Source organism: Blastomonas sp. CCH1-A6, assembly GCF_001556365.1.
Taxonomy (GTDB): Bacteria; Pseudomonadota; Alphaproteobacteria; order Sphingomonadales; family Sphingomonadaceae; genus Blastomonas; species Blastomonas ursincola.
In genome coordinates this window covers 15,059-26,121 of the sequence record NZ_LSIS01000229.1, presented here as the reverse complement: position 1 = coordinate 26,121, position 11,063 = coordinate 15,059, and the positions used below count along the sequence as shown (strand labels likewise).

General features: G+C 64.7%; 15 protein-coding genes. All 15 read right to left on the bottom strand.

Annotated features, from left to right (window positions below; all coding sequences use genetic code 11):
• Positions 1–9 precede the first annotated feature (9 nt).
• The 15 genes from AX735_RS10100 to AX735_RS10040 all read right to left on the bottom strand — a co-directional run bounded on the left by AX735_RS10100 (position 10) and on the right by AX735_RS10040 (position 11,022).
• Positions 10–672, bottom strand: coding sequence for an HK97 family phage prohead protease (locus AX735_RS10100; RefSeq protein ID WP_066045617.1), 663 nt, complete (start codon positions 670–672; stop codon positions 10–12).
• Position 673: 1 nt separating this feature from the next.
• On the bottom strand, positions 674–1,918 hold the full coding sequence (locus tag AX735_RS10095) for a phage portal protein (RefSeq protein ID WP_066045614.1): 1,245 nt from the start codon (positions 1,916–1,918) through the stop codon (positions 674–676).
• Entirely contained in the window at positions 1,918–2,079 is a 162-nt protein-coding gene (locus tag AX735_RS25775; RefSeq protein ID WP_197421680.1) for a hypothetical protein, read from the bottom strand. Before AX735_RS25775 ends, AX735_RS10095 begins: the two co-directional genes overlap by 1 nt.
• Positions 2,076–3,806 carry a terminase large subunit gene (locus tag AX735_RS10090; protein ID WP_066045611.1) on the bottom strand — a complete coding sequence of 577 codons (1,731 nt, stop codon included), beginning with the start codon at positions 3,804–3,806 and terminating at the stop codon, positions 2,076–2,078. The genes AX735_RS25775 and AX735_RS10090 overlap by 4 nt, the downstream gene beginning before the upstream one ends.
• Before the next feature lie 4 nt (positions 3,807–3,810).
• Positions 3,811–4,296, bottom strand: coding sequence for a hypothetical protein (locus AX735_RS10085; protein WP_156441534.1), 486 nt, complete (start codon positions 4,294–4,296; stop codon positions 3,811–3,813).
• Between the two features lie 75 nt (positions 4,297–4,371).
• The gene (locus AX735_RS10080) at positions 4,372–4,683 is read right to left on the bottom strand and encodes an HNH endonuclease signature motif containing protein (RefSeq protein ID WP_066045604.1); all 312 of its coding nucleotides are present in this window, start codon (positions 4,681–4,683) and stop codon (positions 4,372–4,374) included.
• A 233-nt stretch (positions 4,684–4,916) separates the two neighbouring features.
• Positions 4,917–5,360 (bottom strand): hypothetical protein, encoded by a 444-nt coding sequence (locus tag AX735_RS25030; RefSeq protein ID WP_066045601.1) that lies wholly within the window; start codon positions 5,358–5,360, stop codon positions 4,917–4,919.
• Between the two features lie 434 nt (positions 5,361–5,794).
• Positions 5,795–7,366: a DNA primase family protein gene (locus AX735_RS10070; protein ID WP_082735505.1), complete on the bottom strand. Its 1,572-nt coding sequence runs from the start codon at positions 7,364–7,366 to the stop codon at positions 5,795–5,797.
• Positions 7,363–7,806, bottom strand: coding sequence for a DUF2312 domain-containing protein (locus AX735_RS10065; RefSeq protein ID WP_066045595.1), 444 nt, complete (start codon positions 7,804–7,806; stop codon positions 7,363–7,365). The genes AX735_RS10070 and AX735_RS10065 overlap by 4 nt, the downstream gene beginning before the upstream one ends.
• Positions 7,803–9,002 carry a CHC2 zinc finger domain-containing protein gene (locus tag AX735_RS10060; RefSeq protein WP_066045593.1) on the bottom strand — a complete coding sequence of 400 codons (1,200 nt, stop codon included), beginning with the start codon at positions 9,000–9,002 and terminating at the stop codon, positions 7,803–7,805. Before AX735_RS10060 ends, AX735_RS10065 begins: the two co-directional genes overlap by 4 nt.
• Complete coding sequence (locus tag AX735_RS25025) at positions 8,999–9,259, bottom strand: hypothetical protein (RefSeq protein ID WP_156441533.1); 261 nt, start codon at positions 9,257–9,259, stop codon at positions 8,999–9,001. Before AX735_RS25025 ends, AX735_RS10060 begins: the two co-directional genes overlap by 4 nt.
• Positions 9,256–9,921 carry a hypothetical protein gene (locus AX735_RS10055; RefSeq protein ID WP_066045590.1) on the bottom strand — a complete coding sequence of 222 codons (666 nt, stop codon included), beginning with the start codon at positions 9,919–9,921 and terminating at the stop codon, positions 9,256–9,258. Before AX735_RS10055 ends, AX735_RS25025 begins: the two co-directional genes overlap by 4 nt.
• Positions 9,918–10,139 carry a hypothetical protein gene (locus tag AX735_RS10050; protein WP_066045586.1) on the bottom strand — a complete coding sequence of 74 codons (222 nt, stop codon included), beginning with the start codon at positions 10,137–10,139 and terminating at the stop codon, positions 9,918–9,920. The genes AX735_RS10055 and AX735_RS10050 overlap by 4 nt, the downstream gene beginning before the upstream one ends.
• Positions 10,139–10,426: a hypothetical protein gene (locus AX735_RS10045; protein ID WP_066045583.1), complete on the bottom strand. Its 288-nt coding sequence runs from the start codon at positions 10,424–10,426 to the stop codon at positions 10,139–10,141. The genes AX735_RS10050 and AX735_RS10045 overlap by 1 nt, the downstream gene beginning before the upstream one ends.
• Positions 10,423–11,022: a hypothetical protein gene (locus AX735_RS10040; RefSeq protein ID WP_197421679.1), complete on the bottom strand. Its 600-nt coding sequence runs from the start codon at positions 11,020–11,022 to the stop codon at positions 10,423–10,425. Before AX735_RS10040 ends, AX735_RS10045 begins: the two co-directional genes overlap by 4 nt.
• Positions 11,023–11,063: the final 41 nt, after the last annotated feature.

The following is an 11,063-nucleotide window of genomic DNA, read 5'->3' as shown; positions in this document are numbered from 1 at the left end:
CTTCGTGGCTTAGCGCAGCGCTTCGGCGCATTTGCGCAGGGACAAGATCAGGTCGGTTTCCCCGTCGCGGGGTGCCGTGCCGCCAGTCCCGCCGTCGCGGCAGGATTTCTTGAAGACCGAGACAGCGATTTTCGCCTCTCGATCTGACAACCCTTCGTCACGAAGAGCTCTTTCCATGACGCGCGGGTCGAAATCGCCCTTCACGCCTGAAATGGTTGCGTCCTGGTTCATCGGGAAGGTGACCAGCGACACCTCGATAAGCTCGGCTTCCTTGATCGACCGAATCCCGGTCTGCCGATCGAACGTGGCCTGCTTTGTGGCATAGCCGATCGAAAGCCCCTTAACGACCTTCGCACGCGCCAACGCATGCGCGGTCACTGCAGCAGGAACCTCCAGCACGAGGTCCCCTTTGACTTTCAGCCCTTTGTGGTCTTCGTCAATCTCGGTCCACAGTCCGATCGGCGTCCAGCTGTCATGCTGCCACAGCATCGGCGGCATGGCCTTGCGCTTGCGCCATTCGGCCAGGCTCTTCCTGAATGCGCCGGGTAGCACGATGTCACCGCCGCGATCGACGACGTTGTAGACCGATGCGTAACCCTCGATCGTCCCGGTTTCGCCGCCGTCGGCCGCCAGCTTGACCTCGCAGTCGAACGCCAGTCGATTCATGTTCATGTCAGTTGCTCCCCTGCGGGCTCGGCGATGAAGGCATCGGCGTCAGGTCGCGTCCGTCCTGCACGGCCATGTTGCTTTCGACGATGTACTGGCCGCCACCTTCGTCATCGCGCGGGTTCATGTTTTCCAGCGCGCGCCACTCGTCGGCATTGATCACGCCGTTGCGGCGCTGGATCTGGAGGCCTTCCTGCCGCGATTTGTAATCGCCGCGCATCAGAGCCGACAGGTTGAAGTTCGCATACAGCCCCTGCGCCTGCTCAGCCTCGGTCAGCAGATCGACCTCGATCGACTCTTCCAGCCTGGTCGCCCAAGGCGCCAGGCAATGAATGACATGCGCCAGGAACATCTGCTCGGCGCTGGCATAGGTCGCCGCCTTGTCGGACTGCCCGACCATGATCGGCATCACCCGCACCGCCCGGCAGATATCCTCGATCTGGAAGCGCCGCGTCTCCAGATGCTGCGAATCGACGCCACTCATCTGCTGGCTGAACCACTTTGCACCGCGGTCCAGGATCATCGGCATGCCCGGGTTAGCCGCCTGGCGCTTCAGCCATTCGGTCAGCATACTGTGTTGCTCGGGAGTCAGCGGTCCTTCGACCGAATAGACCCCGCTCGGCGATGCCCCGTTCTTGTGCTGGCCCGCGTGATTGGCCTCGAGCGAAATCGCCAGCCCCAGCGCCTCGCGCGCCAGCCTGACCGTCTCCATGCCCATCCAGCCATTCCAGCTGGGTCCGCGCACATGCCAGATATCTTCGGCGGCAAAGCGGCGCATCTGGCCGTCTTCGCCAGTGACCTCGTACACCAGCGTCAGGTCGGTACGGCGGGTCACCCGGACCTTGCTAGGATCCAGCTGGATCAATTCGAACACCCTGCCGCCAACGCGGCTGATGTAAGCATAGGCATTGCCGACCAGCATCACATGGAAGACCAGCGTTTCCCAGAAGCCGAAGGCCGTCTGCCCCTTCATCGGGCTCAGATGCAGCAGTCGATAGAGCGGATGGTCCCTTGCAGGATCCGCCCCGATGCCGCCTGCGCGCGGACGCATGATCTTGCACCGGGTTTGCGCAATGCCTTCACCCACCACCTTGCAGCAGGCGAGCATCGCCGATACGTTCAGCGCCGTAGACCACGTCACGCTGACGCCGGCCTTGCTTTCCGGGCCGAACATGAACCCCGGCAGGCTGTCGAGCGTACGGGCTTCCTTGCGCTCGAAGCCTGCCGCGATCGAACCGAACAGTCCCGCCATCAGAGTTGACGCGCCGCCCGCGCTGCCAGCACTGCACCCACGATCAACAGCATTCCAGCGACGATCAAACCACTCGGCAGATGCATCATGCCGGTACCGATCGACACCAATCCTGCCCCGATCAGCCCGGCGATGTCGCGCATGATCTCGGCAGCTTTCATGTCACTTCCCAGAATGATTTGGCAGCGCCCACAGCCACCGGATTGAGCTCCAGCAGCTTGGTCGCATTCAGCCCCGCCATGAACGGGTCGATTTTCGCGCTGGCAGAGGCGTTCTTGGTGATCATCACCGACTGCCGCCCCTTCTCTTCCTTGGTGTTGCTGACGCACCACGCCATCATCGGCGACCCGTCATGCACCACCTGGTTGAACTTCAATTTGCGCGCCAGGCCGACGATCGCCGACATCAGCCGGAAGCCCTGGCCGATCGGCGCCATCTGATCGTCGGCAATGTCTGCCGCCGCCATGGCATCAATCAGGTCGGCCACGCCCTGCGGGTCAAGGCCGATCGCCCCACGCTCGGGCAGCAACCCGCTTTCCTTCACCTGCGCCACGATCGCGACGATCTCGGCAATGTCCTGTGGCAGGAAGTCCGCCTCGGCATCGTCACCGACTTCGGCCTCGCGGCAGATCGTCAGGCTTCCCTGCGCCTCGAAATCCCTGAGCAACCCCGCAATGTCCTTGCGCCGCTCCAGCACATCTGGCCAAGCCCATGCGCGGAACCAGTACAGCCAGCGCGCGGTATCGCGTTCGCGGCCCGCCACGCACAGCCCGTAAAGGTCATCAAGCCCGCCGCCGTCGATGCCGACCACCGCGACCTCGCACCGCGCCAGCAGGCTTTCCAGCGTCAGCGATCGGTCGCCCGCCGCCTCCCAGTAATCCGCCCCGCGCCACCGGTCCCGGCGCAGCCTGAGACCGATCTCGACGTTCAGATGCTTGGCCAGAAAGACCTGCAGGTCTTCGTCCGCATCACCCGCCTGCGTCTTTCGAAGCTCGGCAGTCAGCCATTCCGCCGACACCGCCCGCCCAAGGCTAGGATTGGTGACGTGGAACATCGCCGGGTCGAGATACGCCTCGGCCTCCAGCAGGTCTTCCGGCCACTCGTACAGCACGCCCAGGCTCGACGGGTCATCGATCTCGCCATCCCGCACGTCGCGGAAATAGGCGAGCTTCGTCTTGAACACGCCCGCCGGTGGCTCGTCGCTGTGCGTCGAGATGTACAGCACGAACGCTTCCGGCCTGGTCGAGGTGCCGCCTGTCGCCTCGCGCAGCATGCTCGCCGCCTTGGGCTTCTTGCCGAACAGCCACAATTCCTCGACCAGCACCATGCCGGCCTTCTTGCCCGCGGAGGTGTCGGCATCGGCCGCCACCACCTTCAGCTCGGCCTTGGTGACCCGGTGCCGGATCAGCCGCTGGTGCTCGACCACATGCAGCAGCGTCTTCAGCTCCGGGTCGGCATCCACCATGCCCATCGCCGGGTCGAAACTGTTCTTGGCAACCTCCAGCGTCGGCGCCAGGATCAGCAGCTCGGCATGATGCCGCCAGTTCAGGATCAGCGCGGTTAGCATGATGCCCGCAGCGATCGTCGACTTCCCGTTCTTCTTGCTGATCAACAGCATGAATTCGCGGATCAGCCGCTGGCCAGTCTCCGGGTCCTCCGCGCCGAAGATCGCGGCGACCAGATCAAGGATCCGGCTGTCGCAAATCTCCCCGAGCGTCGGGAAGCTGCCATCGTCCTTCTGCGGCAGGTCGGTGACCTGCAGCGCGCAGAACACCTCCAGCGCTTCTTCCGCCTTTTCGGGGAACAGCGGCGCGCATGGCACCAGGCTGTCACCCGCAACAATTCGTTCCTCCCAGTCAAGGCAGGCCGTCGACCAGACGGGCCGCATGGCGTCAGTTGATCAGCGCGGATCGCGGCGGCTTGCGCGTGCCGAACAGCCCGCCCACACCCTGCGCTGCATCCTGCTGCTCTTGCTTCTTGCCTATCGGCGCGGCTTTCTTGCCCGCCTTCGGTTCAGTCGGACGCATCCGGGCATCGGTCGCCCGCGCCCGCTCGGCATCCAGCATCTGGTCGAGCCGCTTACACGCGGCGACGTTGCCCTTCTCGACCTCATCGACCAGGCGCGCCATCATGCCCGACCGCACAACCAGGGCGGCCCGCTCGCGCTCCCGGCACTCGGCGGGAAAAACCTTTCGCAGCGTCTTGGCATCGCAGCCGATCACCTTGGCCACGTCGGTTTCGCGATAGCCGCTGGCAAACAACACCATGATTTTATTCGACTTTTCCCGCGACCATTGAAACGCCGGACGCCCCTGCCCACGCGGCGGCGCGGGCACCCAGCCAAACAGGCCCGGTGCGTCGTCCGAAATTCCAGTCACAAGAAAAAAATCTCCGAATGAGAGGAACGGCGGTGCGCGCGGCCGCGATCCTGCAGAGTTTCAACCACCCCCCGGTCATCCGGCGTGCCCGACAGCCCGCTTGGCCCGTTCTCGAGCCGTCTTGCGCTGGTGGCACGCATGGCACAGCAGCTGCACGTTCATCGGGTCCAGCTTCTCGCCACCGTCCCTGATCTCGACGATATGATCGCCGATGATCCGCTTGTCCGAGCCGCAGACGATGCAGAACGCACCGCGCACCCGCTTGATGTCGCGCACCAGCTGCCGCCACTCGGGCGACTGATAGAAGCTCAGCGCGACCTTGGGCAGCGGCTTGAGCCTGGGCGGCGAGGCCTTCAGCCTGCTCGGCATCGCCTTCAGCCTGCCCATGCACCACCCGTTGCGCCTTGCCCCAAAACGCCAGCGGGCGGCAGAGCCGAAGCCCGCCGCCCGCTGAAGGTCAGGAGAGGATGTACCAAACAGAACCGCACGCCCGCTGCCGAGTACGCACTTCTCCAGCACAACTGCATGAATACCCCAATCGCTGCACAAACGGACAAAGTATTTTTCACTGCACACATCCGAAACCGCTTGACGCAGTGTGCAGGCGGAAATCCTCGGCTTCACCGATTTGCCGCGCGAGCCACCATGCAGATCGACCGCTCATAGCGCTTGCGCAGAGCATCGCTGGTCACCGATCGATCACCGAACACGCGCCACACATCGCTCCAGGCAAAGCCGCCACCCTCATTCTCGCGCTTGTGCCGCAGCACCAGGCCGACCAGCCTGCGATGCGCTGCCGGCACCGCCAGCACCAGCGCCCGCTCGCCGGTCACCCACTGCTCGACATGCTCCACCTGCGCCCGCGAGAGGCCCGCACCGCGCGGCACGGCATCGTTATCGCCATAATCGCCCAGCCAGGTCGCCCGGATGACCGGCGGCATGCTGGACCGCGACGCCGCCGACAGCCAGCCCCGTTCCTTGTCCGGCATGCGCGCCAGGTACTCGAGCGCATCCATCAACGCCGCCTCGACCTCGTCAAAGCTCAGCACATCGTCGATCACCATCCCACGCATCCCTTCAGCCCAGCCAGCAGCGCCACGATCGACACCGCCATCAACACCCAGAACTCGGCCCTGATCTTCCAAACACCGTTCCCGCCATTCTTCTGGTCAACCACCACATATTCCCCTTGAAGACAGATCAGACAGTAAGATAGTTCACCAACCTACGCACATGTGGGCGCGCGCACATGACTGAAACCCGCAAGAACTGTCTGACAATCCGGCAACTGTCTGACGCTGGCCAATTCCGCGCCTTTCCAGAGGTTGACAGTTCCAGACGGTCAGACGGATCAGCCACCCCGATCAGGACCAGTCACACCCCGCACCAACACCCCGACACCCTCGATCGGCCCCGACGCCGGGCCAGAAACCAGACAGTCAACCCAACTGTCTGAAACTGTCTGACACAAGATGTTGTGGCCAACGGTCAGCATCGATCAATCGTCCCATCCCGGCATGATCTCGCCCGGGTTTTCCCGGCCCTCAGGAGCAGTCTCGCCGCCAGCGGCCTTCTGCCCCTGCCACAGCTCGTCATCGCGCCGTAGACGGCATCCCCGGCGGTGCACGCGCCCGCCATGGCTCTTGAACTTGATCAGCTGCTTGTCGCCCAGAGCACGGCCAAAGGACGTGCTGTTCATGATCCCGCGATCGTCGACGCCATTGTCGCTACAGAACGCCTTGTAGCTGTCGAACAACGACTGCGCGGGCTCGACAGACTTCGGGTCGCTAGTGTCGACATAATCGGCAAACCACTCACCAAAAGGGTTCGATGCCCGCCGGTAATCGTCGGTCGCCTCCTTCACGCTTGCAGGGGGCTTCAGCTCGCCCGCATTCAGCCAGGCCAGCACCCCATCGACCAGCCATCGCAGCACCCCTGGCTTCTCGGCTAGCAGGTCCTCCATGATGCGCTTGTTGATCGCCTCATCCTTGAACTGGTGCGGGAACATGATCACCGTGATGCGCCGCCATATCCCGTCATCGTCGCCGCTCACCCGAGGCTTGCGGTTGCACTGGAAGAAGATCTTGCATCGCGGATCGAAGGTGAACGGCGCGCCGTGCAGCTCGCGCGCCTGAATCGGCTCGCCGCCCGTGATATCCTTGATCCGGCTCTCGTCGAGCATCCCGCCCACCTTGGGCTCTGCCGTTGTAACCATGCGCGTATCGCCCGCCAGGCGCGCCAGATCGGGCGTGGCGTCGGCGCCAGAGCGCATCGCCCCCGCCATGAAGGTCTGCACGTCGCTCTTGGTGGCATAGCCGCCCAGCGTCTCGCGCAGCACGTTCATGCAGGTCGATTTGCCATCGCCGCCCTTGCCCTGCAGAATGAAGATCACCTGCTCGCGGATGCTGCCCGTCGCGCCATAGCCGGCACAGGTCTGGAAGAACGCGCGCACCGCCGGGTCAGGCAGCACCGTGGCCATGTGCTTCTCCCATGTCGGGCAAGCCGATTCCGGGTTTTCTGGCGCCAGCCAGGGCACGTCCGCCACCCGGCTGATCATGTCCGCCGGGTCATGCGGGTCGAGCCTGACCCGCCACCCCTCGCCGCTGTCGAAAAACCGAAGCGTGCCGTTGCCGACATTGATCGCGAGCGGGTCGCGATCGAAATCGTCGCGCGTTGCGAACATCAGGTTCTGCGCCTGCACCAGCATCGCAGCGGTCTTGTTCGCATTACCGCTCATCACCGCATGCTTGAACAGCGCGATCGCGCGCTCTTCCCAGCGCCCCTGCTGCGCCTTCTCGACACGCCCGGCCTCGATTTCGCCGGCAATGGCCTGCGCCTCGACCGTGATGTGCAGCGCCACCTCGTGCGCGGTCAGATGCGCCAGGCGCTTGCCGTCCTCCCGGCTCCATCGCTTGCCGTCATAGCCCTGCCAGTGATCGTCTACCCACAACAGCCGCCCGCCCGCAAGGTCGCGCAACCGGCGCGCATTGCCCAGGTCGGAAAGCTCGTACCAGGCCATCTTCAGCGGGTCGGCGATCGGCATCGCTATCGGCCCGGTCACATCACTCATCCTGCGATTCCCTTGTGATTATCGGTATCGGCAATAGCCCGGCGCGCCGCCGCCGCTTGATCCTGCAGCGCCAGAAAGGTCTGCGTTCGCTTGGTCAGCTTTTTCGGGGCCTGCGCTTCGGTCAGAAACTGCGCCATCAGCGCCTTGTCGCGCGCCTGGTGCATCAGCGCGTCCAGCCCGATGCCCCCCATGCCGACCGCTTCTGAATACAGCTCGATCAGGCTCAGCCGCTCCAGCAGCGCATCCTGCCCATGCTTTTCGGCAAAGGCCCGCTGCTTGATCACATCCATGATGGCACCCGGATTGAAGCCGAAGCCCTGCGCCTCTTTCTTCACCGACGCGATATCGGCGTTTATGTCCTTGCGATCCTCGATCAGCCGCTCGATCCGCTCAACAAAGGCGCGCAGCTGCTCTTCTGCATGGTCCTTCCCGCTGCTCATGCCGCACCTCGCATCAAGTCGTTGAAATCCGCGCCCATGGGCGGCCTGATCGCCTCGACCGGCCACGCCCCGGCGCGCCGCCACGCCTGCACTGCCAGCGTCGCGCAGATCCGCGCGCGCTCGGGGCCGGACACATCACCCAGACCCGTTTTGCCGCCGCGCGCCCACTGGATTCTCCGCCCTTTCAGCGGCTTCATGTCGGCATCGATCGCCACGATCACATGCCCGGCGTCGTCGATCAGCATCGGCGGCCGCGCGGCATCGGCCTGCACGTTCCAGATCGGCAGCGCACCGTCGCGCAGGCACACCGCCTTGCCCTCAAGATTGCCGAGCGACAGCGCCGCCGCCATGCGGGTTGGACGCCCGTCCAGGCAGGCTGCTGAAAGCGTGGTCTCGATTCCCTCGCCGACCAGAAGCGGTCCGGAATCGTCCACCGGCCCAAGCCACACGCCGCCCCCGGCGACATCGCCGAACATCTTGCGGGTGGGCACCGGCTTGCCGTCGCGTGTCACGCCCAGCTGCGCCTTGCTGCGCCCATCGGGCGACAGATAGGTCACATGCACACCCATCGGTACGCGCATGCGCGCACCGGCAGGCCCCTCGATCCGCTCGATCAGCGCGAGCATGGCAGGCCGCGTGCCCATCAGCGCCTCAGGCCGCTCGTGCAGCTTCCATGCATAGATCGGGCAGCGCGGGTGATAGCGCAGCGCGCGCAGCCCCTGCCGAACCAGCGGGTGAGAAACGTCCAGCCCGCGCGCCGCCAGCCAGGCCTCGACAATCTCGCCCTCGGCAGGCCCGGCAGTGCGCCACATCCATTGCGCGCACTCGACGGTCGGCACCCGGTGCGCGTCGCGCAGCTCCACCTTTCGCTCCAGCTCGGCGCGCGGTGTCGCGCTCTCGCGCGCCAGCACGATTCCCGCCTCGTCGGACAGCCGACGCACCGCCTCGACAAAGTCGACGCCCTGGTGCTCCATCACGAAATCGATCACCCCACCATGCGCCGAGCAGCCGAAACAGTGATACCAGCCCTTGTCGTCGGCCACGGTGAAGCTGGGCGTCCGCTCGCTATGAAACGGGCACAGCCCCACCCACTCGCGCCCACGCCGCACCAGCTTCACCACCTGGCCGACGACGCGCGACACCGGCACCCGCGCCTTGATATCGGCGATCACGGAAGGCTCGATCCTCCCGGTCATTCCGATGCCTCGCCTTCCCAAGCACCCACAAACAGGGACACAACCGGATGCGATCGACCGACGACAGACAGGATAACCGGCGCTCCATTCGCAATCGCAGCGCGCTCTTCATCTGATGGTTGCCAGGCCGAAAGCTGGAGGTTGCCCCAAATCGGGTCCTGAACATCTGAGATTTGCAGTGACGAGCAATCCTCTTCGAGCGTGCCAGCAGGCCTGCCAAGCTCACGTGTGCATGGAGAAATCTTGGTTGGAATCATGCCGCCATCTCCCTCTCGCCCGCGCCGATCAGCGGCGCCCATTGCGCGGCCATCGCCGCTGCGATGCCCGGATAGGTCTGGCTGCGCCGCCGTGCGCGATCAGGCCCCGGCGGCTCGCGATGGCAGCGCGACCAGGCCTTGTGCTCTGCCGTGCCCGGCAGCGGCGGCGTCAGCATGGCGGTCGGCACTAGGCGCGGCAGGTCGATCAGCTCGAGGCCCGTGTTCTTGAAGAACGGCTCGCCGAAGAAATACGGGTGCACGAACTGCACCGGTCCACGCTGCGTCAGCTTGATCGCATGGCCGTGCATCACCGGGTTCTCGATCGCCCGGCGCGGGATATGCACTGCATCGCGCAACCTACGATAGAAGGCGGCGGCTCGGTCGAGCTCGGCCCAGCGCGCCGGGTCCCGCCCATTCGCCTTGCGCCCGCCGATGTACAGATGCTTCGCCCCGCTGTTACACAGGATCGTGCAGGGTGGATGCGCCACCATCAGCAGGTCCCAACCATCGTCCAGATGGTCGAGCACGTCGCCGGTGATATGCCGGTTGCTGCCATCATCGGCAGGCATGGTGTCGCAGGACCAGGCATCGCAGCCCATCGCCTCGAACGCCCGCCTCACCACCCCGCTGCGCTCGCAGGCGACCAGAACACGGCCCGTCATGCTGCCTCGCCCAGATCCAGCTTGCGCTGTGGCTCAAGCGCCTTGTCGCGCGCGGCGGCCCAGTCTTGGGCCTTGGCCATGTCGATCGTACCGCCGTTTTCGCGCACGTACCGGTTGAAGCAGTGCGCAATCTTCGCGGGGCAGCTGTCCCACCAATAGTAGCACGTGCCTGGGCCAGCGTTGATATCGCGTGCGCAAATAGCCTTTCGCCCCGCCATCACTCTTCCTCATCCAGCAGATTGTCGATCAGCACCGTTTCGCGGCTGATGATGTCCAGAATGCGCGTCGCCAGGGTCGACACCGGCAGCCCGCGCTGGCTGGCGATCGGCAGCAGCCGGTCGGACAGCGCCCGGTCCAGCGCGATCGTGCGCGTGACCGGCGAAAGCGGCGTATCGAGCTCGTCGAGGCAGGACGGGCAGACAAACAGCTGGTGCCATTTCGTCAGCGCCTCGCGCGTCTGCCGCTGGCACCGCCCGCAATCGAACCTGGTGCGAGACGCGTTCATGCCGCGACCTCGTAATCGCTGGGGCGCTCGAGCCGCTTGCGGCACGGCGGGAGCCAACGGAATCGAGTATCGCTTTGACCTGCAACCCAGACAATCCAGCTATAAGCGGTGGCACTGGCAGCTGAAGGGTCATAACGCCCGCGAACCATTGGAACGCGCTCGACATGCTGCACCACGAAAGCTGGTGGATGGGGCGCAAATAGCTCGGAGTATCGCGACGCGCCCTCGGTGAATGCAGACCGCACGATCATGGCAACGCCAATGGTGCTGGTGCGCAGCGCGCGTTCAATGAACTGCTGTGCCAGACGAAACGGTGGATTGCAGAACGTCCAATCAACCGGGCTCGGGTCTGGCCCCCAGAGATAATCGACTACAGGGTAGCCCGCGCCGTAATCATGAACGTCCGATGCCTCGACCGATGCGAAATGCTCCGTCATCGGTCGCGCCATGAAGCCACGGTTAGCGGCGGGTTCGCGAGCATTCTTGTCGCTCAGCACATGGCCTTGAGCGATCAACCATTCGCACAGAGCACGCGTCGCCCAAGGGGGCGTCGGGAAATCGTCGAGCGAATGGTGCGGCTCGCGGCGCTGCTGCATGACGGCGCTCGACCTGTTCTGCCTCATGAAGGCCGCCCTCC

Coding starts and splice junctions, on each gene's coding strand:
- AX735_RS10100 (WP_066045617.1), bottom strand. CDS start 672: ATGAACATGAATCGACTGGCGTTCGACTGCGAGGTCAAGCTGGCGGCC.
- AX735_RS10095 (WP_066045614.1), bottom strand. CDS start 1,918: ATGGCGGGACTGTTCGGTTCGATCGCGGCAGGCTTCGAGCGCAAGGAA.
- AX735_RS25775 (WP_197421680.1), bottom strand. CDS start 2,079: ATGAAAGCTGCCGAGATCATGCGCGACATCGCCGGGCTGATCGGGGCA.
- AX735_RS10090 (WP_066045611.1), bottom strand. CDS start 3,806: ATGCGGCCCGTCTGGTCGACGGCCTGCCTTGACTGGGAGGAACGAATT.
- AX735_RS10080 (WP_066045604.1), bottom strand. CDS start 4,683: ATGGGCAGGCTGAAGGCGATGCCGAGCAGGCTGAAGGCCTCGCCGCCC.
- AX735_RS25030 (WP_066045601.1), bottom strand. CDS start 5,360: ATGGTGATCGACGATGTGCTGAGCTTTGACGAGGTCGAGGCGGCGTTG.
- AX735_RS10070 (WP_082735505.1), bottom strand. CDS start 7,366: ATGAGTGATGTGACCGGGCCGATAGCGATGCCGATCGCCGACCCGCTG.
- AX735_RS10065 (WP_066045595.1), bottom strand. CDS start 7,806: ATGAGCAGCGGGAAGGACCATGCAGAAGAGCAGCTGCGCGCCTTTGTT.
- AX735_RS10060 (WP_066045593.1), bottom strand. CDS start 9,002: ATGACCGGGAGGATCGAGCCTTCCGTGATCGCCGATATCAAGGCGCGG.
- AX735_RS25025 (WP_156441533.1), bottom strand. CDS start 9,259: ATGATTCCAACCAAGATTTCTCCATGCACACGTGAGCTTGGCAGGCCT.
- AX735_RS10055 (WP_066045590.1), bottom strand. CDS start 9,921: ATGACGGGCCGTGTTCTGGTCGCCTGCGAGCGCAGCGGGGTGGTGAGG.
- AX735_RS10050 (WP_066045586.1), bottom strand. CDS start 10,139: ATGGCGGGGCGAAAGGCTATTTGCGCACGCGATATCAACGCTGGCCCA.
- AX735_RS10045 (WP_066045583.1), bottom strand. CDS start 10,426: ATGAACGCGTCTCGCACCAGGTTCGATTGCGGGCGGTGCCAGCGGCAG.
- AX735_RS10040 (WP_197421679.1), bottom strand. CDS start 11,022: ATGCAGCAGCGCCGCGAGCCGCACCATTCGCTCGACGATTTCCCGACG.